The following is a 24,567-nucleotide window of genomic DNA, read 5'->3' as shown; positions in this document are numbered from 1 at the left end:
CCCTTCTGTACTCACAGGCGTCCTGCTAAGGTCTGGTTAGTGAAAACGAAAACGATTATCACTGTGCTTTTCTCCGTAACGACGCTCGCGCTCGCGGGTTGCGCCGGTGCCGGTTCTTCCGACGCGGGCAGACAGGGAACGGCGGCGGGCTACCCGTTCACCATCAAGAACTGCGGCACCGACGTGACCTACAAGGCCGCGCCGCGGCGAGTCGTCACCTTGAACCAGACCGCCGCCGAGATCCTCATCCACCTGGGGGCAGGCGACCGGATCGCCGGATCGGGGTACGAGATCTTCACGACGCCGGAGGAGATCTCCGCGCAGTACAAGAAGATCCCGATCCTGTCCGCGCACGGGCAGGAGATCAAGCACGAGAAGCTGCTGGAAGCCCAGCCGGACTTCGTTTACAGCTCGTTCGGGAGCTTTCTCACCGCGGCGCGTTCCGGCGATCGCGCGGAGCTGCACAACCTGGGCGTGCCGACCTACGTGACCGAGTTCGACTGCACCGAGCACGTCAGCGTGCCGGGCGCGGGTTTCCCGATGCTGTACGAGGAGTACCGCCGGCTGGCCAAGATCCTCGATGTGCCGGCCGCGGGGGAGAAGCTGGTGGCCGAGCAGCAGGCCGTCGTCGGCAATGCGCTCGCCGCCGTCAAGAAGCGGGACAAGCCGTTGAAGGTGATGTGGTTCTACTCCACGTACGGTGGCACTCCGTGGGCGGCGGGTCCCGGCGGTCTGCCGCAGCATGTGTCCGATCTGGTCGGAGTCGAGAACATCTTCGCCGATTTGTCGACCAAGATGGCCGAGGTGAGCTGGGACACGGTCGCCGCAAGGAATCCCGACGTCATCATCCTGGGCGACCTGACCCGCGGCGAACCCAACGACACCGCGCGGGAGAAGATCGACCTGCTCAAGAAGGACCCCCTGACCAGCAAGCTCGGTGCGGTGGCCGCCGATCGGTTCATCACCGTCCCGGGGGCTCACATGGATCCCGGCTACGGCAGCGCGTACATGGTTCCCGCGCTCGTCGAAGGCCTGAACAAGATCCGATGAACGGCTTACTGCCATGACGACGAGTTCAAAAAGGACTGTCGGGCGCGCCAAGAATCCGGGCACCGGTGGCGAGACGGCTCCGGTGCGCCCGCGGCGCGCCTCGACCGTGGCGCTCTTCTTCGTGGCCACGGCCGGGCTGCTGGTGTCGGTCGTCGCGGCGTCCCTGCTCGGGAGCGCGAACATCGGTCTCCTTGACGTCGTCTCCACGATCCTGAGGCATGTCGGCCTGGGCGGGATCGCCCCCACTCCGCCACTGCCGAAGCTGCTGGACGCCCTGATCTGGGAGTCGCGCTTTCCGCGGGTGCTGCTGGCCGCCGTCGTGGGCACGGCACTGGCGGTCTCCGGCGCGGTGCTGCAAGCGGTCACCAGGAACTCGCTGGCCGACCCTTACCTCCTGGGCGTGTCCTCCGGCGCCTCGACCGGCGCGGTGGCCGTCCTCCTGCTGGGCATCGGCGGGAGCATCTCCCTCTCGACAGGGGCCTTCCTCGGCGGCCTGGTCTCCTTCGCCGTGTTGCTGGTCCTGCTCGGCGGGGGCCGCGTCGCCAGCCCCTCCCGCGTGGTGCTCACCGGCGTGCTCGTGTCCCAGTTCTTCGCCGCGGTCACCTCGGTCATCCTCATGGTCAGCGGGGACGCGAACTCCACCCGCGGCTTCACCTACTGGCTGCTCGGCACCCTCGCGGGCGCCCGGTGGGAGGGGGTGACCGTCACCGGCGTGATCATCCTGATCGGGGTGCTTGCCATCCTGTTCTTCGCGCCCGCCCTCGACGCCTTCACGTTCGGCTGGGACTCCGCCGCCGCACTGGGGATCAATGTCACCGCGGCGCGCGTCTGGCTGATGGTGCTGACCTCGGTCATCACGGCGGCCGCCGTGGCGGCCTCGGGCGCGATCGGGTTCATCGGGTTGCTGATCCCGCACGTCGTCCGCATCCTGGCGAGCCCGATGCACCGCTCGCTGCTTCCCCTTGCCGCGATCACCGGTGCCATTTTCCTTGTCTGGGTGGACACGTTCGCGCGCACCGCGTTCTCGCCACACGAACTGCCCGCGGGCGTCATCACCGCACTGCTCGGCGCACCCGCCTTCGCACTGGTCCTGAAGCGGCTGGGGTCCTGATGGGTCGCATCACCGCCTCCGAACTCTCCTGGTCGGTCAAGGGGCATCGGCTGCTGGACAACATCGAGATGGCGGCCCACGATGGGAAGATCGTCGGGCTCCTCGGCCCCAACGGCTCAGGGAAATCCACCCTGCTGCGCCTGCTCGCCGGATTGCGCGGCCCGGACACCGGAACCGTCCGATATGACGACACCAGCCTGCGTGACCTCGGCCGCCGTGCGCTCGCCCGGCGGCTCGCCGTCGTCGAACAGGACGTGACCGCCCACAACCACGTCAGCGTCCGCCAGGTCGTGGAACTCGGCCGCACACCTTTCCGGGGACGCTTCGACGCACTGACCGACCACGACCGGCGGATCGTCGACGCGGCGCTGGAACGGGTCGACGTCGCCGACAAACAACACCGGAGCTGGCACACCCTCTCCGGAGGCGAGAAACAGCGCACCCAGCTCGCCCGCGCCCTCGCCCAGGAGCCCCGCGAAATCCTCCTCGACGAACCCACGAACCACCTCGACATCCGGCACCAGCTCGAACTCCTCGATCTGCTGGGAACGCTGGATGTCACCTGCGTCGTCGCGCTGCACGACCTCAACCTGGCCGCCCGCTACTGCGACCACGTCGTCATCCTCGATCACGGACAGGTGGTCGACGCGGGAACCCCCGGGACCGTGCTGACCGCCGAGCTGATCGAGTCGGTCTACGGCGTCAACGTGCTCATCGACCGCGAACCCACCACCGGCGCTCTCCGCGTCACCTACCTGGCTGCCGTGAGGGAAACGACTGCCAGGAAAGCGATGCAGGACGATCCGCGGTAGGTGGCGGCCGTTCGACGCCACCCACCGCGGAGGTTCGGTGCGGAACGGGTCAGAGGTTGAGCTTTCCGGTGGCTTCGGCGGTCAGCTGACGGCTGTCCACCGACGGGTTACTGGCCGCCTTCGCCCGGTCGGCGTCGGCCTTGCCGTCGGCGGTCGGCACGGGGAGCGGCTTGTGCACGTGGAGGGCGCTGTCCCGCGGCGGGGTGACTCCGTCGAGGTAGTAGCTCTCCACGAGGTTGTCGATCTCGGGCACGCCGTCGAGGTAGACACAGTGGTCGCCGACGCCGTCGATGTGCACCAGCCGCGAGTTCTCGAACGACCGGTGCGCCGCGACCGCGCCTTCGTACGGCGTCGCCGGGTCGAGCCGGTTCTGCACCATCAGGATCGGCGGGAGCCCCTTGCCCGTCGGGGCAGGCAGGGCGATGTCGGCGGGCTGTTTCCAGGTGTCGCAGATCTGGCCGACCCAGCTCCAGCCCATCAACGGGTAACGCAGGCCCAGCGCGGTGGATTCGATGAGGCGTGACGCGCGCGTGCCGTGCCAAGCGGTGTCGTTGCACATGATGGTGTTGAACACCGTGCTCTCCGCTTCCTTCTCCTTCGCGTCATCGGCGGGTTTGCGCGCCGCGTCGAGATCGGCCCGCAGTTGTTGCTTGCTCTGGATCCCGTCACCGCCGCGGCTGTCGAGGGCCTTCTTCAGTGAACCGAGGGCCTTGCCCAGCTTCACGAACTGCTTGTCCGCGGAGTACAGGTTGAGCGTGATCAGGCTGTCCAGGTCGACCGCCCCGAGCTTGCCCAGTTCGGGGTCGTCGATCGGTTTCGCGGCCAGCGCGGCACGCATCGATTCGTACGCGGCGGTGATCGCGGCCGGCGTCGTCCCGAGGTGGAACACGTTGTCGTACTTCGCCGCCCACGGCCGGAACTCCACGTCGAACCGCCGCTGGAACCCCATCGGCTGCGTGCTCCACGAGGTGTCGAGATCGGTGGTGAAATTCGTGTTGGCGTCGAGCACGAACTTGTCCACCCGCGCGGGGAACTGGGTCGCGTAGTGCGCGCCCATCCAGGTTCCCGCCGACCACCCGAGCCAGCTGATCTTCTCCCGGCCCAGCAGCGCGCGCAGCAGGTCGACGTCGTCGTCGGTCTGCTCGGTGGTGATCGTGGTGCCGAGTTCGCCCTCGGCACGCTGGCAGTCGCGCTGGTTCTGCTCGTTGGCGTCCTGGATCGCCTTGATGTTGGCCGGGCGCCGGTCCCGCGGGTCCAGCTCGGCGCCGTTGTCCAGGGCGCCTCCGCAACTCACGTGGGTGCTCTTCCCGACACCGCGCGGGTCGAAGCTGACGAGCTCGAAGCTGTCCAGCATCCGGGTGCGCTGGTTCTTGCCGAAAACCAGCGGCATGGTCAGGCCCGGTTCGCCGGGGCCACCGGGGTTGATCACCAGGCTGCCGCGAGGGGCGCCCTTGTCGTTGCGGATCCGGCTCACCGCGACCGTGATCGTCTTCCCGTCATCGGGGTGGTGCCAGTTCTGCGGTACGGTCATCGTCCCGACCTCGTAGCGCTCGACGCCGGGCTTTCCCTTGAGGGCGTCGGGAATCTCGCCCGGTTTGAACCCGGGTTTCCAGTCGATCTTCTGCTCCAGGAACCGCTTCGGCACGACCGGCTGTCCGGGCGCTTTGACGGGCGCGTCCGCCAGTGCCGGAGCCGCGCCGGCGACCATCGCGCCCACCACCGCCGCGACGACGGGGAGCACGGTCAGCTTCCTCACCACAGTTCCTCCAGCTCCCCGCCCGGAAATTCCCAGCCGGTGGACCATCTCGTGCCTGCTACGCATCCGGACACCCTGACACGTGCTTTGCCGGCTACGCCACATTTCGGCCGGCAGGACAATCCGAAAGTCGGGCACTCTTCAATCAAACGATGTAGCCGCCGAAGATGAAAAGTTCTTCACTTCAGTGGAAAGCACGGCGAGCCGGTGGAATGAATTCGGCAGGCGGTCCCGTCACGACACGCCCGAGTCCTGACGGGACCGCGGCCGGCTAATCGTGCGTGGTGGCCCTGCGCCAGACCGCGTCGTGGAGTATTCGGACAGCGCCGGAAACACCGTGGCTGACGACTCCCTGGGTGGCCGGCTCCGGCGTGAGCCACCTGAGCACGAGCACTCCGGTCACGACGACTTCCTGGCCGGCGAGGTCACCCCAGTCCGTGAGCCCGTCGACGTAGATCGGTGGCTCCTGATCTCGGACGAGTACCGCCCCCGCGTGCGCGTTGCCCGCGGTTCCCCGCAGGGTGACCGCCTGTCCGGCCCGGTCGTCGCCTGCCATCAGTCTGTTCCGGCGAAGGCCACGCTGAAAACCTGCTCGTCGAAGTCGAGCAGCGGCCTCGAATAATGCTTCAACGTGCTCTGGTAGACCTCCATTCCCGGCTCGGAGTGGTTGGCGTGCCACCACGAGCCGGTCTGCTGGTCGAACCATCCGTAGTCGAAATTGACGTAGCCGGGCTTCGCGCGGTACCGGTAGGTGCTCATGTCGACCTGATCGGTAGCCGGATCCGGCCGGTACACCTTCCTGGCGTGCTCATCCGACCATTGGGGGTTCTGCTTGGAGTAGAACCGCTTCGAGAAGATCACGGCCTTCAGTTTGGCCGTGCTGATCCAGCGGGGCAAGGCCTTGGCCACGTTCTCGAGCCGGTTCAACAGCGGGTTCGCACGCACCGCATCGTCGTATTGCCTCGGGCTGGGATGCTTTTGGACGATCTCGTTCAAGGCGTCCCGTACCCGCTCGGCGGTTTCGAGCCTGCCGAACGACAGATACAGGGGTGGGTTTCCGACATCCTCGCGATCGAGGTTCACCACGGTGACCCCGATACATCCGCGAGCGAGGTCGTGACGCTCGCCGGCGGTCATCCGGCGATCGTGAAACCGTTCCCATGCCGCGATGTAGTGCGGAACGGTCCAGGTCCGGGACGCGACACCGTGCCGCAGCGGCGGCGCGATCGGCGATTCGGCGGCGGATGCGGTTTGTGCCGTCACCGCCATGACGGGCGCCATGCCCAGCAGGACCGCGATGGCGACCGCCGCTCTGAGAAACCACCTGTGCACAGGTTTCCCTTTCGTGGGTTGGATTTTTCGTCGGGTTACTCCGATAACGACGACGAGAAGATTCCACAGAGCCACGGTGGCCGGGCGGGAACTGTGATCGACCTCTCCGGGCAGGTCCATCGAATGGCCCAAGCGACCGGCCGGGTATAGCAGGATTCGCTTATTGCGATCAAGTCATCCGGCGTAGGGAAACCAAGTCGAACCCAACAAATTTTCGAGGTTGTGCAAGGCGTGTCAAGGACGGCGAACCGCCGAACAATTCACGGATGGCTCGCACGATCCGGGCTCAGAGGACGTCGCGGGTGTTCAGGACGCGCTCGGCGACCACCGTGAGCACCAGGAGCCAGCCCGCGAGTACCGCGAGCGCCGCCGGGGCGGGAAGCGGTGGCGACGTTCCGGCGTAGGCCAGGGAAAGCTGGCCGCCCAGCGGGAGCAGGCGGCCGATCGCCGGTGCCGCGCTCAGTGCGGGGATCGCGGCGAGCAGGGAGACCAGCGCGGCCAGCGGCGCGAGGACGTAGTGCCGCACCAGTGAACCGACCAGCAGCCCCCAAGGCGCGGCGAACGCCGACGCCCCCATGGTGCCCAGCGTTGTCCACAGCAGCGTGGTGTCCACTGTGGATCGAGAGGTGAGCACGGCAAGGACGGTGCCGTACAGGCCGATGACGGCGCCGCCCGCCGCGGAGGTCGCGACCTTCGCGCGCAGGACGTGCGCGCGGCGGTTCAGCAGGACGCAGCGGGCGAAGACGCCGTCGCGGTGTTCCAGCGCGAACCGGATCGCGCCGTACAGCGCGGCCATGACGGCGGTCTGGATCCCGGCGGCGGCGATCCGCTGGTGAGGGTCACCGCCGCCGGAGGACTGGACGACGCTCGCGACAGCGGTGAACGTCACGAAGCCGAGGCAGCCGAGCAGGACGTAGTCGCCACGCAGCCGCAGCCATTCGGCACGCAGCACGCCGCTCATGCGATCGCCTCGCTTCGCGAGACTGTGTTTCGCGGGACACCCGCACCCGGTCGGCCGTCGCGAGTGGCTGCGCGATTGTTGCTCACGCCGGCCTCCGTGTTGAATCCTTCTTGGCGCATGACATCGATGATTCGCTCGCAAGCGTCGCTCATCGCACCTCCCGGCGCCGGAACAGCACCCAGCCGAGCCACGACGCCGCGGCCAGCACCGGCAGGTACACCAGGAAGCCGAGCGCGGGCGGGAGGACGCCGTCGATCGGGGTCCGGATGATCCCGGCCAGCGCGGTCGCGGGCAGGAACCGCGCCACGTCCGGATAGTTGAGCAGCAGCGGCAGTTCCACGCCGAGCGGCAGCAGGATCGCGATGCCGGTGCCGACGTAGTAGTTCGGCACGATCCAGCCGACCGCGACGCCCCACGGCCCGGCCAGGGTGCACGCGGCGACGCAGCCCGCGAGCATCTGCCACGTCCTGGCGTCCATGGCGAACGAGCGGGTGTCGGCACGCAGCACGAGGGTGACGATCACCGCCCAGCCTGCCGCGCCGACGATCCCGACGGCGAGCCCGCCGGCGGCGCCCGCGACCAGTTTCCCGAGGTACACGTCGGCGCGCCGGTTGGCCAGCACGGTCCGCACCACCGACTTGTAGTAGTACTCGCGGGTCACCAGCCAGCAGCCGAGGAACATCGCCGCGACCGGGCAGGCCGCGAGGAAACCGAGCAGCAGGTGCGTGCCGGTGGCAGCGTCGACGGCCTTGACGTCCACTGTGGACTTCGGCGCGTTGGCCAGCAGCAGCGCGGGCATCAGGAGCGCGTAGGCGAACACCGCCAGCATCCAGAACCCGCTGCGTGCCTTGAGGATTTCACTGCGGACCGCGTCACGCACCGGGCACCCCCGCGTCCACGAGCTCGAAGAACCGGTCCTCGAGGTTGTGCTGTCCGTGGCCGGTGAGTTCGTCGAGCGTCCCGGCGAAGATCGTGCCGCCGCGGATGATGACGACCTCGTCGATGGTCTGGGCGACCTCGGCGAGCTGGTGACTGGACAGCAGCACGGTGCCGCCGTCGTCGGCGAAGGACCGCAGGAACCGGCGCAGCCAGCGCACGCCTTCGGGGTCGAGGCCGTTGGCGGGTTCGTCGAGGACGAGGAGTTCCGGGTCGCCGATCAGCGCGGTGGCCAGGCCGAGCCGCTGCTTCATACCGGTGGAGAACTTCCCGACGCGCCTGCCGCCGACCGAGTCGAGGCCGACCTTGGCCAGCACCTCGTCCACCCGCCTGTCCGGCACACCGGCCGCGGCCGCGCAGATCCGCAGATGCTTGGCCGCGGTCATCCCGGTTTCGAAGCCGACGCCGTCCATGTGCACGCCGATCCGCCGCGCGGGGGCGGCCAGCCCGGCGAACGAGGTGCCGAACACGGTGGCTGTTCCCGACGTCGGGCGCAGCAGGCCCAGCAACCCACGCAGCGACGTGCTCTTGCCCGCTCCGTTGGGGCCGAGGAGGCCGACGACACGTCCTGATTGGACAGTGAAGCTCAGGTCGGAGACCGCGGTCGTGCGCCCGTAGCGCTTGGTGAACCGGTCGAACCGGACGATCTCGTTCATGGTGGGGGTTGTTCTCCTAACCGAAGAGGGGGGCCAGCACGGGCCGGAGGTAGCGGCGGCCCGCCCACGTGCCGAGCGATACGGACCCGGTCTCCACGTGGGCGAGCCCGGATCTCTCTGGCAGCCCACCGGCGTCCACTGTGGACAGGGGGAGGGTGAGGGCGTGGCCGGGAATGTCCGAGCGCAGCGGCAGCAGCGCCGAGACGGGGACCTCCGCCGGGGTCGCGGTACCCGCGCCGATCTCGGCCGTGCCCAGCGTCGTGGTGAAGAACAGGCCACCGCGTTCCAGCACGACGCGTTGGCCGGGCCTCAGCTCCGTCACGTCGGTTCCGGACGGCAGCACCAGCCGGATTCCGGCGGCGTCGGCGACGTACCCGGCCGGAATTCGGTAGGGCACGTGCACCAGGGTCGCGACGGCGACGAGCGCGGCGGCGCCGGTCACCACCACCGCGGCCAGCCGGAACCACGACGCGCCGCCACGCCGCGCGTCGGCGAGCACTCCGAAAACCGTGGCCAGCAAACGATAAGCGAGGTACACGGCGAGCAGGCACACCACGATCGCGCCGGCGAACCCGGCCGCCAGCATCACGTTCGTCCACCGCGTCAGCGCCGCGGTCAGGATCACCACCGGGAACGCCGCGCAGAGCATGCCGTAGGGCACGGCCCAGCGCAGGTGCGGCAGCTGCCGTTCGGCCGCGACGCCGAAGAGCCGCCGCGACCACCAGCCCCGCGCGTCGCGGATCGCCTTGTCCCGCAGGTGCGGGACGTCCACGGCGGCCATCAGCGCCAGGTAGCCGTCGAGCTTGATGAACGGCACCAGGTTCAGGACGCCGATGAAATAGCAGGCCAGCGCGAAACCGACCACGGTCGTGCGCGTGTCGCCCGGCGGCAGCGGCAACGCGATCGCCGCCGCGACGCCGCCGATGACCGCCTGCGCGCTCACCCCGGCCAGCGCGATCGCCACCCGCTGCCGGGGACGCGGCAGCCGCCAGCCGTCGGTGACCTCGCAGAAACACGCGGGCGTCAGGTAGAACAGCATGACGCCGAGCCAGCCGGGCCGGCCGCCGTGGTGGGTCAGCGTCGCGCCGTGACACAGCTCGTGGACCACGGTGGTGGCGACGAGCCCGATCCAGATCCAGCCGAACGCGGGCAACGTCATCGGCGCGGCGACCGCACTCACGACGACGTCCGGTTGCAGTGCCAGCGCGAGCAGCCCGGCCGCGCCCAGCACCGCGGCGGTCGTCACCACGGCGCGGCCGGAGAGCCGGGAAAGCAGGCCCCGCAAGGGATCCAGCACCCGGGTGGCGCGGATCAGCCGTAGCTGCACCGCCGCGGGCGGAAGCAGGACGACACGGCGTTCGCGGGGCGCCACGGCGTTCCGGTCCGTGCCGAGCAGACCCAGTTCGCCGAACTTCGCGAGCGCGCCCCGGACCAGCTCATCGGTCCACTTCGTACCCAGCTGGGTGGCGAGTTCGTCACTGCCCCGGACGCCGTCGAGCGCGCTCAGCAGCCTGCCCGCGTCGGCGCCCACGCGCAGCGGGTTCGTGCCCGGCCGCTCGACGATCCACGCGCCCGCGTCGGTGATCGGCCGGTGCACCACGACCCCGGGCGCGAGGTGCGGTGCGGCCTCGATCGGCGTGCCCATCAGATCAGCGGGTGCGGGAACGTGGCGTGGATTCCCGTGGTCAGGCCGTGGCGGCGGCGTACGGCGTCGATCCGGTCATGACGCCACCCGAACGACGTCGTCTCGTCCATGCGCAGCGGCTGATAGCCCGGCGCGATCACCTTGACCACCCGCCAGCCCATCGCCCGGTGGGCCTCGGGGAGACGCCCGGTCAGCTCGACGGCGGCGGGCCGGGCACCGTCGGCGATCATCCCGCGCACCAGGGTTTCCGGCGACACCGGAGCCGCCGGGACGTCGCGGATCCGGGCGGTGCGCACGGGCAGGTCACGCAGCCGTCGCTCCAGTTCCGCGACGGCGGGTTCGCTCAGCCACAGCCGGGCGCGGTCGATGTCGTCGCGGACCGCGTGCACCGGGGCACCGCCGATCGTGTCCGCGATCCCGAGCAGCGCGGCACGGACCTGGAGCGCCTCCTGCAGCGCGATCAGGATCGCGCGGCCCCAGTCGGGATGTGCCTTGACGCCGACCGCGGCCAGCGTCCGGCCGCGGGTGCGGTCGACCACGGCGGCGAGTACACAGTGGACACCCGGTAGCCCGGTCGTGACCTCGACCAGATTTACCGTCAGCCCGGCTTCGCACGTGGAAGTCCACAGTGCACTGATCTGACGCCACGGCTGGGTCCGCGGTGCCGCCGCGAGTTCGGCATCCGGATCGAGCGCGGTCAGCCCGGCTTCGGCGGCCCAGGCGACGGCGACCGCGTCCCGCTCGATCGTCTCCAGTAACGCGCCACGCAGTGCGAAATCCAGGTCACCGCCCGCCGCGGCGCCGGACGGTGTCGGGTCGAACCACCGGGTGGACGCCGGGTAGTCGACCAGACCGGCGGGCAGCCACACCGGTTCGCCGGAGCCCAGCCAGCGGCCCTCGTACCAGGTCATCGGCTCACCGGCGGCGGAAGGATCGCCCAGCGACTCCGCGGCGAAGTCGAGCGTGTCCGGTGCGGCCGTGGTGCCGACACGGCGGCGGGGACCGCCCGCGCGACGGGGCAGCAACGCATACCGCTCGACCGCCTCGCCCGCGGCACGCACCGTGGCGTCGGTCCGGCTGGCCCCGCACGCGCCGACCAGGTGCAGCGGGTACTCCGCCTCGGCGGCACCGCGCGCGCCGAGCCCGCCGATGTCCACCGCGATACTCCACAGTGGATGGTCGGGCGGGGACGGCTTGGCGACCTTCCAGCCGGAGGTCAGCCCGCGTGCGGGGTCCAAAGTGGCCATCACGTCGAGCACGGCGACACCTCCCTGGCGGCTTCGCGATACAGGGCCTCGAGTTCGGTCACCGGCAGCCCGGCCAGCATCGGCAGCGGGCCGCCCCAGCTCTCGACGGCGTTGGCCGCGGCTCGCGCGCACGCTTCGCCCGGGACGACGGCGGTTTCGATTCCCCAGCGGCGCACCAGTTCGGCGACCCCCTCGACAGGGTCGTCGCCCAGGCCGGGAACGGTGCGGGTGATCCAGTGCCAGATCTCGGCGAGTCGTTCGCAGTGGCCGTAACGCCGGTTTCCGGAGGCGATGCGAGCCCATATCGGCGGCAGGACGCTCGCGGTCGCGGCGATCTTGCCGGTGCCCAGCACCGATGCGAGTTCGTTGGCCAGGTACCAGTGTTTCGCCGAGAACGGCTCCCGCCGGGCCAGCGCCCAGCCGGTGTGCGTGATCGCGCCGAGCGTCGCGGCGGCAAGCCGGGTGTCCGGTCCCGTTTCGCCTCGCGCCAGCCGCTCGCCCACGAGCATCAGCCGGGTGGTCAGCGTCTCGGCTTCCGCGTCGCCGAGTTCGTCGGGCCGGTCGTCGCCGATGACCGGGCCGATCACGCGCAGGAGAGCCTCGAAAACGCCTTCGCGAAGCAGGCGCGACGGCAGGGTCGCGGTGAACCGCGGGTCCAGCACCGCCAGGTCCGGTCGCAGCGCGGCACCGGTGATCAGCCGCTTGCGGTCCGACAGCGTCGTGCACGCGACCTGGCTGACCTCGGTTCCGGTGCCGATCGTGGTCGGCACGAACACCCGTCGTGGCAAGGGTTTCCGCGCTGTCGTGGCAGGCAGGGACACGACCCCCGCGCGACGTCCGCGGACAGCGACGGCTTCGAGAGCGGGCGGGTCGGCGTGACCGAGACACGCGAGTTTGACCCGGTCGAGGACGCTGCCGCCGCCGAAGGCGACAACCGTCGACGGCGCCTCGGCGGTGAGCACGTGGGTGAGATCCGCGATCGACGCGGCGTCGTCGTCTGTCGCGCGCAGGCGCACGAGGGATCCGGGGGAGACGCCGAGCACCGCCACGAGGTCGCGCAGATCCGGTGCGGCGTCGGCGAATCCGGAGTCCACCACGACCAGGCAGCGACGCGGCCGCGCGAGTTCGGCGACGGCGGACGGCCACGCCTCCGGCCCGGCGTGCAGGACCGGGGCAGCCCGGCGGACGGTGGCGGTCATGCGGCCGCCCGGTCCGCCGCCGCGTCGAGTCCGATGCGCAGGCGCTCCTCCAGCTCGTCGAGGTCGGCGTCGGTGTAGGTCAGCGCGGGGACGAGCTGGATCGCGCCCGGCCCCGGCTGCACGAGGACACCGGCGTGCCGCGCCTCGGTCACCACGGCGCGAACCCTCTCCGGCGCCGGGTCGGTGAGGGTGAGCGAGCGGAAGCATCCGACGCCGTCGCTGCCGGACACCAGCGGGTGCTCCGCGAGACGGGCCAGTGTTCCGTCCAAGAGCGTGCCAAGCCGTGCTGCCCGCGTGCACGCGTCGAGCCGTCGCATCTCGGCGATGGTCGCTTCGATCGCGGCACAGGTCGGCGGCGTGCCTGCCTGGGTCTCGCCGTGCACCAGGGTCGCGTCGGCGTCTTCGAAGGCCTGGCAGATCTCGTGGGAGACCACCACGGCCGAGGCCGCGCAGGTGCCGTTGGTCAGTCCCTTCGAGGTGATCAGCACGTCGGGCCGCGTGGGCCAGGCCTCGGACGCGAAAAACCGGCCCGTGCGGCCGAAACCGGTCGCCACCTCGTCAGCCACCAGGAGAAATCCGTGCTCGCGGCGCAACTCGCCGAGCGCGGCGAGCAGCCGTTCGCCGAGCGGATGGGCTCCCGAGCCGAGGACCGGCTCGACGACCACGGCCGCGACCCGGTGTCCTTCACGGGCCAGCAGCGCCGCGAGTTCGGTTTCGTCGTGAGGGGAGACGTGCCGCACCGCGCGCTGGTCGACACCGTAACCGGACTGGCCGAGATCCTCGCCGGTGAGCCCGAAACTGCCGTAGGTGAGCCCGTGGTAGCTGCCCTTGAGCCCTACGACGACGCGGCGCCGCGGTCCACCGAGTAGCGCCTGGTAGTGCCGGACGAGCTTCATCATGACGTCGTTCGCGGCGCCGCCGGAGGTGGAGAACAGCACGCGGCCGAACGTCTCGGGGCCGCACACCTCCAGCAACGCCGTGGCCGCGCGAACCGCGGGTTCGTGCCCGGCGCGAAACAGCGAAAGGTACGACGCGCCGCTGAGCGCGTCCGCGACGGCGCCGGTGATCGCCGGGTTGCCGTAGCCGAGGTTGACGTTCCACAGCCCGCTGGTGGCGCACAGCGCCCACCGGCCGTCGGCGAACCGGACCCGGACACCCTCGGCGGCCACGGCGTGCCGGTCGGCCCGGCCGTACTCGCTCGGCGGCACGAAGGATTCCCACAACGGATACCGGTTCATGTGCACGCCTCGCAGGTCAGCAGCACCGGATACTGCCCGGGCTGGGCCGCGCCCGGGGTCGCCCGCAGCAGATCCGCGCCTTCCTTCCGGTCGATGACGCGCAGGCCCGCATCGGCCAGTTCGGCGGTCAGCCGTGCGGAGTCCACGAGGTACACCTCGCTGACGAACAGCGTCCGATCCGTCGTCTGTCCGTTGTGGACACGCTCGCGGAGGAGACTCGTGGTGCGGATTCCGCGCGGCGCGTCGAAGTGCTGGAACAGCGTGATCACCGTGTCGCCGGGCTCGTCGGCGTACGTGACCATGCTGACGCGCTCGGCCGATCGCGCGGTCAGCAGTTCCGGTCCGAAGTCCATGGTGGACACGAGGAACCGTCCGCCGGGTGCGAGCGACTGCCGCACACGCGAGAACAGCGCCGCGCGGCTCGCTTCGTCGAGCAGGCACACCGAGGACGTGCCGAGCACGACCAGCCCAAAGGTGGCTTCGAAGTCCATAGTGGACATATCGGCTTCGATGGTCTTGAGTGTTCCCCGTGCGTGCGGCTGCTCGGCGTGCCGTTCGGTCAGCAGCCGCAGCATGACGGGAGAGGAGTCGGCCGCCCAGACGTCGTGACCGCGCGCGAGCAGCGGCAGGGTCAGCCGGCCGGAGCCGCAGGCGAGGTCGAGGACAGGGCCGGTGACCTGCCGGGCGGCGCGCAGCAGTTCGCCGATTTCCTGGGTGTCGCCGCGGCTCAGCCGGTCGTACTCGACGGACCCTTCCGGCCCGTACAGCGGCAGTGCCGCCAGCCCGGTGCCGTAGATCCGGGCGAGCTGTCCGGCGGTACCCGGCGCGGTGATCGTCGTGGCCGTCATGACGTCGTGACCGGTGTGCGTGGGGTGGTCAGCCGCGTCGTGAGGCCGGTGAGCGCTTCGGTGGCCACGTCGGCGGTCAGCCCGAGGTGCTCGACCGCGCGCCGTGCCGCGGCGGCCACGTCGCCATTGCTGACCGAGAGCAGCTCGACGAGCCGGGCGGCGTCCTTGCCGACCTCGAACCAGCGGCTGTCGCCCGGCTGGTAGAGCAGCGTCCGGTCCTCGGCCCAGAGCAGGAGTGGCGCGGTGGCGTCCTCGGGCAAGTCGAGTGGCAACCCGTCGACCAGTCGTCCGCCGAACCCGGAGACTCGGTACGAACGAGTGTCGCCCCGGCGCAGCGAGCGCAGCGCGTCGAGCGTGGTCAGGTAGCGCGCCAGCCACGGCCGTGCGGCGTGTGCCTCGTCGGTCAGCGTGGCGTCCAGAACCGCCGCCAGTGCTTTCTTTCCTTGTGTGTCAAGGGAATCCCACGTCCGCGGCGGCGCATCGATGGAGCCGATCACCGGGCCGGACGGTCCCGCGCGGAACTCGCCGGTCTCCGTGACGTGCACCCGGTCCAGCGTCGGCGAGGCGCGGGGGAGGCCGAGCGCGCACTGGTCGGCGAGCACGACCGACGGATGCACGAGCTGCTCGGCGAACACACCCTCCCGCCGGGCCAGCTCGGCGTCCTCCAGGAAGACCTCGAAGTCGTGTGGCCCGGTCACCCGCACGACAGTCGGGCCCGCCACGGCCTGATAGGCGATCGACAGGTAGTCCTGGGTGTGCACGAAGATCTCGTCGCCGATGACGATTTCGTCGCCGGGTTCGGCAAGGGAGCCGTCGTAACCGATCGCCCGCGGGTCGGCGCCGGACGGCGCGAACACCACGTCGCCAGGCTCGGCGAAATCGTCCAGAATCGTCCCGGCGTGTGCGGCGGATTCGAGAAACCAGACCCGGTGCTCAGCCGCGGGCTGATGACCGGAAATCCAGCGAATCAATGCTTCACTGATCAGCCGATGGCTTTTCCTGGCGTCGGAAAGGTGCCTTTCAGTACTGCCCATGACTATCCCCCTGGTTGCTGGCCTTATCCGCACGGCCGGAAAGAACAAAGCGACGGTAACCCGGAGTAGTGGCGGCTGCTCAAGCGAATGTGACGCCGATCACTGATTACGAAACGGGTGAGCGTGGTACACAGATTGGCGCGCTCCGTGACGTCAATCGTTCGATTGACGCACGCTTCAACCGTGCGATTTACCCCTTGGCAACCGGTAACGACTTTCGGCGTATTGTCGCTGGTCGAACGGCATGCCTAGGCTTCGCCGAACGCTGAAAGGGGGTGGATAGCGTGGAAGAACTCGATCTCTCGTTCCAGGAACTGGAAACCGTGAGCGCGCCGAGTGATGACGATTTCTGGGGTGGAGTCGGTGCCGGTCTCATCGCGGCCGGATTCATTGGTGCGACGCTGACCTGATTGCGCGTCCTTCGCATCGTCGAAATTATTCCGAGTTTCACCGGGGAAGTCCGGTGAACCGTGTCCGAAATACAGAGGAAAAGATATGGAAACGCGTGAACTGATGAACGGTTTCGGTGCCTACACCGACGCCGCCGAACTGCAGGTCTCCGCCGCCACCGAGGCGCCGGCCAGCACCCCGTGGTGCCTTGGCCTGATCATCGCGGGCACCGGCCTCGTGGTCTCGGGCGACTCGAAGCACTGAGTCCGCCGGCTGGTGCCCGTGCCCCGCGGCCGGGCACCAGCCACCGCGTCCCATCCGACGACACATCCCACTCGGCGAGGTCATGGTCCATGAGTACCGGGAAAACGCTGGAGCGGTCGGCTTCCGCCGTCGTTCGCACCGTGCTGGGCAACGGGCTCACGGTCGTAATCGCGCCTGATCCCGCGGCCGGCGACGTGGCGCTGAGCGTCAGCTACCGCGTCGGTTTCCGCGGCGAGCCGGAGCACACGGCCGGGTTCGCGCACCTGCTCGAACACCTGATGTTCGAGGGCAGCGAGAACGTCGAGCCGCTGCTGCACGGGCAGCGCGTCCGTGCGCTCGGGGGAGCGGTCGACGCCCGGACGCATCAGGACTACACACAGTACTTCCAGAGCGTGGCGGGCGAGTACTTCGAGCTGCTGTGCTTCCTCGAAGCGGACCGGATGCGCGCGCCGAAGTTCACCGAACGCGGGCTGCGCCGCCAGCTCGCCGGGATCGGCATGGAGATCCGCCAGGCCCGCTCACGGCCCTACGGCGGTTTCCCGTGGCCGGGGCTGGCCCCGCTGCTGTATCGGAGTTTCGCCAACGCCCACGACGGTTACGGTGACACCGGCGCGCTGACCGGGATCACCGCCGCCGACTGCCACGAGTTCTTCCACCGGCACTACGCGCCGGCCAACGCGGTGCTCGCGGTGGCCGGGAACGTCGAACCGGACCGCGCCCTCGACCAGATCGCCACGTGGTTCGGCGGCATCACGGCCCGCCCGGCGCCACCCGCGCCCCAGCTCGCGGAACCCGCCTTGGCCGCGGACAGCACCGCCATTCGCCACGACGCGCGGGTCAGCCGTCCGGCGCTCGCCCTCGGCTACCGGCTGCCCGATCCGCTGACGCCGCAGTACTTCGCGCACCTCGTCCTCGCCCGGTACCTCAAACACTTCCTCGGGCCCAAACTGTCCACTTCGGACGCCGTGGCGGCCAGTGACGCTTCGTGCGGCTTCTTCGGCGCGTTCGACGCGCTCGCCCCGGACACGATGATCGTCACCACCGTCCACGACCCGGCGATCCGGCCGGACACGGTACTGGACACTGTGGACAGTCTGCTGAGTGTGGCCGCGGATGGTCTCGACGAGACCCGGGTGGCCGAACTGCGCGCGTTGGTGCGCCGGGACCACGACCAGCGCCAGGCCGCGGTGCTCACCCGCGCCCGTGCGCTCGGACGGTTCGAAGCGTTGTTCGGCGCGGCGGAGCGCTACACCGGCCTCGCCGCGCAACTCGACGAGATCGGCGTGGACGACGTCGCGGAAGCTGCGGTCGCCGTCGCGGCGCAGCACCGCGCGGTGCTGCGTGTCGTGCCCGAAGGGAAAAGACGATGACCAGGACGTCGCTGCCGATCCTGCGGGAGCTCGGCCGGGGACCGGCGCTGGCGGCGGTGATGGTGCTGTCGGTGGCCTCGGCCGCGTGCACGCTGGCCATGCCGTTGATCGTCGCCGACCTCATCTCGGCGGTGCGGACGGACGCGGGGCTCGTCCGCCCCGCCGTCCTGCTGGGCGTGACCGCGCTCGGCGGCGCGCTGGCCGCGACCGCGGCGTCCTACCTGCTTGCCCGGATGGGCGAACGGCTCGTGCTGCGCCTGCGGGTCCGGCTCATGGCGCACATCCTGCGGCTGCCGCTGCGCGACGTGCGGGCCACCGGCGAAGGCGACCTGGTGACGCGGGTGACCGCGGACAGTCTCCAGCTGCGCACGATCACCGACCTCGGCATCGTGCAACTGCCGGTCTCGGTACTCACCACGGCGGGCACGCTGGTGATCATGGGCCTGCTCGACTGGGTGCTGCTGGTGATCACGGTCGCCGCGTTCCTGGTGGCCGGCGTCGTGATCGCGGTCGTCGTGGCCGGGATGCAACGCGCGCAGCTGTGCCACAGCCGCGCCCTCGGCGAACTCGGCCATCGTTTCGCGACGGCGCTGGCGGCACTGCCGGTGGTGAAGGCGTCCCGGGCCGAACGGCAGGTCACCGACCGGCTCGGCACCTCCGCCGACGAGACCGCGCGTGCCGCGATCACCGCCGCGCGCCTGCAGGCCGCGGTGAATCCGGTGCTCAGCCTCGGCCAGCAGATCGCGCTCGTCGCGGTGATCATCGCCGGGGGCGCCCGGCTCGCCGCCGGATCGCTGGACATCGCCGGTTTCGCGGCGTTCCTGCTCTACCTCATGCAGCTGATCGCCCCGGTGATCATCATGGTGATGGCGGTCGGCAGGCTGCAGGCCGGGCTTGCCGCCCGGTCCCGGTTCACCGAGGTACTCGATCAGTCCACTGAGGACGGTGGTGACCCGGTGGCCGCGCCTGCCCCGCTCGACGCCGCCCCGGCGGTTCGGTTCCAGCACGTCGAATTCGCCCACGGCGAACGGCCGGTGCTGCGCGGGATCGACTTCGAGGTGCCACGCCGCGGGCTGACCGCACTCGTCGGGCCGTCCGGCGCCGGGAAGACGACGGCGCTGTCGCTGGTCGAGCGGTTCGTCACGGCCGACGCCGGGCGGGTCGAGGTGCTCGGCCGCGACGTCACGAGCTGGCCGGTCGGCGCGCTGCGAAGCCGGATCGCCTACGTGGACCAGTCGTTCACGTTGCTGGCCGACACGGTCCGCGCGAACCTGACGGTCGGGCTGACCGAGCCGATGCCGGACGCCCGGCTGCTCGGCGTGCTCGGCACCGTCGGCCTGCGGGAGCACGTGACGGCGATGCCGGACGGTCTCGACACCGAACTCGGCCGCGTCGCGGACCTGTCCGGCGGACAACGGCAGCGGCTCGCCCTGGCCAGAACTCTCCTTTCCGAAGCCGAAATCGTCCTGCTCGACGAGCCGACGTCCCAATTGGACGGAGTGAACGAGAGCCTGCTGCGCGACGTCGTCGACACCCTCGCGGCCGACCGCGCGGTCCTGGTCGTGGCGCACCGGCTGTCCACGATCCGGCACGCCGCCCGGGTCGTCCTGCTCGAAGACGGCCGGGTGACCGACCTCGGCGGACACGACGAACTGCTGGACCGCAACGAGTCGTATCGCGCGCTTGCCGCCGCCCAGCGGCTGGACCGGCCGGTCGGGGCTGCGTCGTGAGCCCGTCACCACAGCTCACCGCGCTGCTCGACCGCGCGGGCCTCGGCCCGTTCGTCCCGGACGGTCTCGCCCGCCTGCCCGGCCGCAACGAGAACTGGCTCGGTACCACGGTTTCCGGCACCACGGTGTTCGCCAAACGCCTGATCGGCCCGCCCGGCGAGGCCGCCGCGCGGATGCGCCGTGAGGTCGCCTACCACCGCAACGCCCGCGGCGGCCCGCGATGCCTGGCCTGGGACGAAGAATCCCGCGCGCTGGTGCTCACCGCCGTTCCCCTCGCGAAGACGGGGCTGCGGCTGGCCGAGGACGGCGAATTCGACCGTACGCTGGCGTACGAGGTCGGCACCACGCTCCGGTCGCTGCACGGAAGCACCGGCTGGCCCGCCGAACTGGACGACACACTCCCGGCGATGCCCTCGGCCGAGCTGCTGCGCGGGCTGCCGCGGGCGGTGTTCGACGAATGCTGTGCCGCCGAACTCGAGGCATGGCGGCTGCTGCAACGCGACGACGCGCTGATCGCCGCTGTCGGCGGGCTCTTGGCACGGGAGCGGGACGTGGTCCGCGTGCCCAGTCACGGGGATCTCCGGCTCGACCAGATCCTCGTCGGCACGGGCGGCGTGTACCTCACCGACTGGGAGGAATTCCGGTACGCCGACCCCGCCCGCGACGTCGGCCGGTTCGCCGGGGAATGGCTCTGGCAGGCGGTTTCCGGCCTGCCCGCGGCCGCCGCCTCGACCACCGAGGCGGTCGTCGAACACGGCGCGGCGCGGATCGACCGGACCCGGCCGATCGTGGCCGCGTTCTGGTGGGCCTACCAGGGGACCGACGCGGACGAGGCGCTCGCCGTTCGGGCGACCGCCTTCGCAGGCTGGCACCTGGTGGAACGCATGATCGCCGGGGCTGCCGGGGCCACGCGGCTGAGCGCGGTCGCCAAGGCCGCCGCCGGGATCGGCCGCAGCCTGCTGTGCGGGCCCGAGGCGTTCGTGACCACCGTGGGCCTGGGATAGCCGATGGACGTCGCGAAAAGAGTACTCGACGCGCTGGCCGCCGTGTCCGTCCACGGGCAGGAGGCGATGGCCGGCGGACGACGGGTGACCGCGTCCTCGCCCGGCGGGCTCCGCATGGCGTTGGCGGACGCGCTGTACGAACAGCTGCACCTCGGTGGCTTGTCGTCGGGACGTCCGGTGCGCGACCGCGAGTTCGAGCGCACGCTGATCGACGCCGCGGGACCTCGCACCATCCGGGTACCGACCACCGTCCACGCCGTCGAAGGCGGGCGGATGCTGGCCGACCGCGACGGCGTCCGGGTGTGGTTGCCCGCCGAACCGGGGGCCGCGCCGGGCGAGCGGATTCCCCTCGCGGTGAACGCGATCCGGCCCGCGTTGTCGCCGGGATTCCTCGTCGTCGACGGCCAGGCCGCCCGGTCGCCGGAGTTCCCGGGCCGTCGGGTGTACGTCCACCTGACCCGGCCGCCGGACGCCCCGCGGGTGCTGGCCACCGTCCTCGACGCGCTCGACGTCGCCGGGGTGCCCTACCGCGTCAAAGTGCTTTCCACGCCGGATCTCTACCCGCGCACGGACGGACTCGTCGTCTACTTGGGACACGACGCCGGACCGGAGGTGATCGGGGGCGCGGTGCGCGGCCTGCCCGGGCTCGGCGCGACGACGTCGGTGTTCGCCCGTCCACTGTGGCCCGGCGTCGCAGTGGCTGACGAACCAGCCGATCCCCGTATGCGGGGGAGAAGCTTCGGCGAGCACCGGGCACTGGTGTCCGCGACGGCTTTGCTGCACAGCGCCGAATCCGGCGTCCCCCGGGAATCCGCGCTACGGCGGGAATTCCGGCTCGCCCGCATCGACCCCGGCGAACCGGGAAGGAATGTCCGGGAATAGCGCCCGGCCTCGATTTCCGCGCCGCCCCGACCGCGCGGAAGACCTGTCCGTAACGGAAAACCGAAAGGAGGTGAGCAGGAATGGAAATGGAGACGCTCGACCTGTCGCTGCAGGAGCTGGAGACCACCACCGCGCCCGACTGGGGGCGCAGCGAGTGGCTGGACATCGCCGGTGCCGCCCTCGGCCTCGGCGCCATCGCCATCACCTGATGGTGGGTCCGGATCAGGAGGAAACCGGGGAAGGGGGTGACAACATGGAGAACCTCGACCTGGCCTGCCAGGAGGTGGAGGTCGTGTCCGCGCCCAACGACTTCACGTCGGGCCTCGCGCTCGGCGTCGGGATCGGCGGGCTCGTGATCGCCATCACCTGAAATCGGTGTGCCGCGGCCTGACTCGCGGCCACCGGAAAAGACAGTACGCTCGGTGGCGGAGATCGACGCGGCGGTGGGTGGCGCGGCGGGGAGACCCGTGCCCACCCACCAGCCCACCGGGCGGACCAAGTGCCGATGAGAATTCGACGTGGGAACAAGGAGAAGACGTGTCCGAAGCGAGCGAAGGAAACTCCGCCGCACCGGCGCTGGTCACCGCGAGCGCCGTCATTCCCGCCGCGCTGCTGTTCGTGCTCAGCGCGGTCGTCGACCTGAGCGGCTGGCCACTGGTCGTCGCAGCGGTCGTCCTCGTCGCGGCCGCGCTCGGCCTCATCGCGCTCGGCCAGAGCATGCGGCAACGACGGGCGCGCCGCTAGCGCGTTCACCTGAATCGGTCGTGCAGCCCGGGCCGGACCAGCCCCGATTCGTAGGCGGCGATCACCACCTGGGTACGGGAGGTCAGGCCCAGTTTCGCCATGAGCCGGTGCAGGTGCGTCTTCACCGTCGCCTCGGAAAGCCGGAGCGCGGTGGCGACCTCCATATTGGACAGTCCCTGCGCGACCTGGACCAGTACCTCGGTCTCGCGCTCGGTGAGCCGCGCCAGTGCCCGGCAGGCGGACGGTTCGGCGTCGTCGTCCGGCGTGACGGCGAACTGCTGGATCAGCCTGCGGGTCACACTCGGCGCCAGCAGACCCTCACCGCGCGCGACCGCTTGGACGCCCTCCACGATCCGCTCCGGCGGCGCGTCCTTGAGCAGGAAACCCATCGACCCGGCCCGCAGCGCGCCGTAGACGTACTCGTCGATGTCATAGGTCGTCAGGGTCAGCACCGCGGGCGGATCGGGCAGCGCCATGATCCGGGCGGTGGCCTCGACCCCGGTCATCTCCGGCATCCGCACGTCCATCAGCACCACGTCCGGCCGGTGCGACTCGGTGGCCGCCACGGCCTCGGTCCCGGTGGCCGCCTCGGCGAGCACCGTCATGTCCGGCTGCGCGTTGAGCAGGCTCACCAGCGCGACCCGCACGAGCGGCTGGTCGTCGGCCACCACGACGCCGATGAGGTCGTCCGCGGTCACGACGCGATCCTCGGCAACGTCGCGGTGACCCGGAACCCGCCCGCCGGATCGGCCTGGGTCCGCACCTGGCCGCCGTAGATCGCCGCCCGCTCACGGATCCCGATCAGCCCGTGCCCCGGCCTGCCCGCCTTGTCCGACGGCGCGGGCCCGCCCGGGATACGCGGGCCGCTGTCGGAGATGTCGATGCTCAGCTCGTCGGGCGCGTACCGCAGCGCGACCCGCGTGCAGGTCGGCCCGGCGTGCTTGAGCACGTTGGTGAGAACCTCCTGCACGATCCGGTACGCGGCCAGATCCTGGCCGGGCGGTAGGGCATAACGCTCGCCGTCCTCGGTCATCTCCAGGTCGAGACCGGACGAGCGGGCCGAGGCGAGCAGATCGTCCAATTTGTCCAGTCCGGGTGCGGGGGCGGTGCTTTCCTCGGACTCGTCGGGAACCCGCAGCGCGCTGACGACGTGCCGCATCTCCGACAGCGATTCGCGTGCCTTCTCCTCGATGACGCGCAGTGCGTCGCGGGTGTGTTCGGGGTCCTGCGGCAGCAGCGCGCGGGCGACGCCTGCTTGGAGCGCGACGAGACCGAGGCTGTGCGCGACGATGTCGTGCAGCTCGCGCGCGATGCGCATCCGCTCCAGCGTGGCGACCTCCGTGGCCAGTTCCTGCTGCGCCTCTTCGAGCAGGATCACCGCGTGGTGCAGCCGGGCGGCGTGTTCGCGGCTGCGGCGCACCGTGAGTCCGAGTGCCAGGCTGATGATGACCAGCGTGATGGCGATGAGGTAGCCCTGCAGCGTGACGTGGCCGGGCCCGGCGATGCTCCACACGATGTCCCAGGACAGCGGCAGCAGACCGGCCACCAGTGCGTGCCGCGGCCCGCGGAGCACCGCGACGGTGTAGAACGCGACCAGCATCGCCAGCGTACTGGCCGGGCCGGTGGCCTCCAGGATCTCGAGCGCGATGCCGCAGCCGAGCGTTACCGCCACGACCGGCCACGGGAACCGGCGGCGGGCCAGCAGGCTGAGCACCGAGGCCGACCCGATCGCGACCACCCAGGCGACCGGTGCGGGGATCGTCCAGCCTTTCCCCACAGCGAGCCCGATGGTGATCACGTGCAGTAGTAGCAATCCGACGACCATGGCGGAGTCGGCCACGACCGGCCGGGTGACCCAGGTGCCCGCGAATCGATTCCACCAGTTCGTCATGCCTACCAGTATCCAAGGTGGAGGCCGTCTTACCCAATCGGGGCGGTCACTCTCCGTCAGCTTCGCAGGGTCGCGAATGGCACATGGGGGACGTTCAACGCCGTCAATGTCCCCTTCGCGACGCCCGGCCCACTGGGCCCTCGGCATGCACCCGGCCGAATCCGTAGCGCCACGGTGGGGGCACTCGCGATCTTGGTGACCGTGCTTCCGTAACTGGACAGTTCATTCTTGTCCATGGGCCGAAAACGCGACGGTGGAGTGTTCGGCCGTGGTGTTTTCCGGCAGATACCGATGAACGCGCCGTACCACGACGCTCAGTGTCACACCGGCGTCGGCGATTCCGCTTCCTCGGCGTGCCCCAAGAGAAGGAGCCTGACGGATCCCCTGTCGTTCGGCTCGTGCTGATCGAGTCGGGCGCGCGGGTGGGGGGCCGGCGGGGCCGCGGGGGGGGGGGGGTGGTGATTTTT

25 protein-coding genes are annotated in these 24,567 nt (G+C 70.3%); 11 read left to right on the top strand and 14 right to left on the bottom strand.

Going from position 1 to position 24,567, the window contains the following annotated elements:
* Positions 1-63: 63 nt before the first annotated feature.
* The 3 genes from ACFWY9_RS24260 to ACFWY9_RS24250 are packed head-to-tail and all read left to right on the top strand — an operon-like array spanning position 64 to position 2,973.
* Positions 64-1,050, top strand: a complete 987-nt coding sequence (locus ACFWY9_RS24260; RefSeq protein WP_378328330.1) for an ABC transporter substrate-binding protein — start codon at positions 64-66, stop codon at positions 1,048-1,050.
* A 13-nt stretch (positions 1,051-1,063) separates the two neighbouring features.
* Positions 1,064-2,161: a FecCD family ABC transporter permease gene (locus ACFWY9_RS24255; protein ID WP_378328331.1), complete on the top strand. Its 1,098-nt coding sequence runs from the start codon at positions 1,064-1,066 to the stop codon at positions 2,159-2,161.
* Complete coding sequence (locus ACFWY9_RS24250; RefSeq protein WP_378328332.1) at positions 2,161-2,973, top strand: ABC transporter ATP-binding protein; 813 nt, start codon at positions 2,161-2,163, stop codon at positions 2,971-2,973. The genes ACFWY9_RS24255 and ACFWY9_RS24250 overlap by 1 nt, the downstream gene beginning before the upstream one ends.
* A 49-nt stretch (positions 2,974-3,022) precedes the next feature.
* On the opposite strand, the gene ACFWY9_RS24245 is transcribed toward ACFWY9_RS24250, so the two are convergent.
* The 12 genes from ACFWY9_RS24245 to mpaB form a co-directional block, all read right to left on the bottom strand.
* Positions 3,023-4,729, bottom strand: a complete 1,707-nt coding sequence (locus tag ACFWY9_RS24245; protein ID WP_378339998.1) for an alpha/beta hydrolase — start codon at positions 4,727-4,729, stop codon at positions 3,023-3,025.
* A 271-nt stretch (positions 4,730-5,000) separates the two neighbouring features.
* Positions 5,001-5,285: a hypothetical protein gene (locus ACFWY9_RS24240; protein WP_378339997.1), complete on the bottom strand. Its 285-nt coding sequence runs from the start codon at positions 5,283-5,285 to the stop codon at positions 5,001-5,003.
* The gene (locus ACFWY9_RS24235) at positions 5,285-6,181 is read right to left on the bottom strand and encodes a hypothetical protein (protein ID WP_378339996.1); all 897 of its coding nucleotides are present in this window, start codon (positions 6,179-6,181) and stop codon (positions 5,285-5,287) included. Before ACFWY9_RS24235 ends, ACFWY9_RS24240 begins: the two co-directional genes overlap by 1 nt.
* Positions 6,182-6,347: 166 nt before the next feature.
* Positions 6,348-7,022 (bottom strand): hypothetical protein, encoded by a 675-nt coding sequence (locus tag ACFWY9_RS24230; protein WP_378339995.1) that lies wholly within the window; start codon positions 7,020-7,022, stop codon positions 6,348-6,350.
* 148 nt (positions 7,023-7,170) lie between these two features.
* On the bottom strand, positions 7,171-7,902 hold the full coding sequence (locus ACFWY9_RS24225) for a hypothetical protein (protein WP_378339994.1): 732 nt from the start codon (positions 7,900-7,902) through the stop codon (positions 7,171-7,173).
* Positions 7,895-8,614, bottom strand: a complete 720-nt coding sequence (locus tag ACFWY9_RS24220; RefSeq protein WP_378328338.1) for an ABC transporter ATP-binding protein — start codon at positions 8,612-8,614, stop codon at positions 7,895-7,897. The genes ACFWY9_RS24225 and ACFWY9_RS24220 overlap by 8 nt, the downstream gene beginning before the upstream one ends.
* Before the next feature lie 16 nt (positions 8,615-8,630).
* Positions 8,631-10,259: a daptide biosynthesis intramembrane metalloprotease gene (mpaP, locus tag ACFWY9_RS24215; protein WP_378339993.1), complete on the bottom strand. Its 1,629-nt coding sequence runs from the start codon at positions 10,257-10,259 to the stop codon at positions 8,631-8,633.
* Complete coding sequence (locus ACFWY9_RS24210) at positions 10,259-11,518, bottom strand: YcaO-like family protein (protein ID WP_378339992.1); 1,260 nt, start codon at positions 11,516-11,518, stop codon at positions 10,259-10,261. The genes mpaP and ACFWY9_RS24210 overlap by 1 nt, the downstream gene beginning before the upstream one ends.
* Positions 11,506-12,705: a daptide-type RiPP biosynthesis dehydogenase gene (gene mpaC / locus ACFWY9_RS24205; RefSeq protein ID WP_378339991.1), complete on the bottom strand. Its 1,200-nt coding sequence runs from the start codon at positions 12,703-12,705 to the stop codon at positions 11,506-11,508. Before mpaC ends, ACFWY9_RS24210 begins: the two co-directional genes overlap by 13 nt.
* Positions 12,702-13,943 carry a daptide-type RiPP biosynthesis aminotransferase gene (mpaD, locus tag ACFWY9_RS24200; protein WP_378339990.1) on the bottom strand — a complete coding sequence of 414 codons (1,242 nt, stop codon included), beginning with the start codon at positions 13,941-13,943 and terminating at the stop codon, positions 12,702-12,704. The genes mpaC and mpaD overlap by 4 nt, the downstream gene beginning before the upstream one ends.
* Positions 13,940-14,791: a daptide-type RiPP biosynthesis methyltransferase gene (mpaM, locus tag ACFWY9_RS24195; protein ID WP_378339989.1), complete on the bottom strand. Its 852-nt coding sequence runs from the start codon at positions 14,789-14,791 to the stop codon at positions 13,940-13,942. Before mpaM ends, mpaD begins: the two co-directional genes overlap by 4 nt.
* Positions 14,788-15,825 carry a daptide biosynthesis RiPP recognition protein gene (gene mpaB, locus ACFWY9_RS24190; protein ID WP_378339988.1) on the bottom strand — a complete coding sequence of 346 codons (1,038 nt, stop codon included), beginning with the start codon at positions 15,823-15,825 and terminating at the stop codon, positions 14,788-14,790. Before mpaB ends, mpaM begins: the two co-directional genes overlap by 4 nt.
* 284 nt (positions 15,826-16,109) lie before the next feature.
* Here mpaB and ACFWY9_RS24185 point away from each other — a divergent pair, with 284 nt between their 5' ends.
* The 8 genes from ACFWY9_RS24185 (at position 16,110) to ACFWY9_RS24150 (ending at position 22,209) form a co-directional block, all read left to right on the top strand.
* Positions 16,110-16,235, top strand: coding sequence for a daptide-type RiPP (locus ACFWY9_RS24185; protein ID WP_378328345.1), 126 nt, complete (start codon positions 16,110-16,112; stop codon positions 16,233-16,235).
* A gap of 85 nt (positions 16,236-16,320) precedes the next feature.
* Positions 16,321-16,479: an LxmA leader domain family RiPP gene (locus ACFWY9_RS24180; RefSeq protein ID WP_378328346.1), complete on the top strand. Its 159-nt coding sequence runs from the start codon at positions 16,321-16,323 to the stop codon at positions 16,477-16,479.
* Positions 16,480-16,568: 89 nt separating this feature from the next.
* Positions 16,569-17,849, top strand: coding sequence for a M16 family metallopeptidase (locus ACFWY9_RS24175; RefSeq protein WP_378328347.1), 1,281 nt, complete (start codon positions 16,569-16,571; stop codon positions 17,847-17,849).
* Entirely contained in the window at positions 17,846-19,579 is a 1,734-nt protein-coding gene (locus tag ACFWY9_RS24170; protein WP_378339987.1) for an ABC transporter ATP-binding protein, read from the top strand. The genes ACFWY9_RS24175 and ACFWY9_RS24170 overlap by 4 nt, the downstream gene beginning before the upstream one ends.
* The gene (lxmK, locus tag ACFWY9_RS24165; protein WP_378339986.1) at positions 19,576-20,583 is read left to right on the top strand and encodes a class V lanthionine synthetase subunit LxmK; all 1,008 of its coding nucleotides are present in this window, start codon (positions 19,576-19,578) and stop codon (positions 20,581-20,583) included. Before ACFWY9_RS24170 ends, lxmK begins: the two co-directional genes overlap by 4 nt.
* Positions 20,584-20,586: 3 nt before the next feature.
* Positions 20,587-21,465, top strand: a complete 879-nt coding sequence (locus ACFWY9_RS24160) for a T3SS effector HopA1 family protein (RefSeq protein WP_378328350.1) — start codon at positions 20,587-20,589, stop codon at positions 21,463-21,465.
* A gap of 80 nt (positions 21,466-21,545) precedes the next feature.
* The gene (locus tag ACFWY9_RS24155; RefSeq protein WP_378328351.1) at positions 21,546-21,674 is read left to right on the top strand and encodes a hypothetical protein; all 129 of its coding nucleotides are present in this window, start codon (positions 21,546-21,548) and stop codon (positions 21,672-21,674) included.
* Between the two features lie 328 nt (positions 21,675-22,002).
* On the top strand, positions 22,003-22,209 hold the full coding sequence (locus ACFWY9_RS24150; protein ID WP_378328353.1) for a hypothetical protein: 207 nt from the start codon (positions 22,003-22,005) through the stop codon (positions 22,207-22,209).
* Positions 22,210-22,214: 5 nt separating this feature from the next.
* Here the strand turns inward: ACFWY9_RS24150 and ACFWY9_RS24145 are convergent, their stop codons facing one another.
* Both ACFWY9_RS24145 and ACFWY9_RS24140 read right to left on the bottom strand, forming a co-directional pair.
* Positions 22,215-22,907 (bottom strand): response regulator, encoded by a 693-nt coding sequence (locus tag ACFWY9_RS24145; RefSeq protein WP_378339985.1) that lies wholly within the window; start codon positions 22,905-22,907, stop codon positions 22,215-22,217.
* Positions 22,904-24,100, bottom strand: a complete 1,197-nt coding sequence (locus tag ACFWY9_RS24140) for a sensor histidine kinase (protein WP_378328355.1) — start codon at positions 24,098-24,100, stop codon at positions 22,904-22,906. Before ACFWY9_RS24140 ends, ACFWY9_RS24145 begins: the two co-directional genes overlap by 4 nt.
* Between the last annotated feature and the right edge of the window lie 467 nt (positions 24,101-24,567).

The sequence above is a fragment of the Amycolatopsis sp. NPDC059027 genome (genome assembly GCF_042739735.1).
Classification (GTDB): Bacteria; Actinomycetota; Actinomycetes; order Mycobacteriales; family Pseudonocardiaceae; genus Amycolatopsis.
Note: the sequence above shows the minus strand (reverse complement) of the source record. Positions and strands in the feature narration are given on the sequence as shown.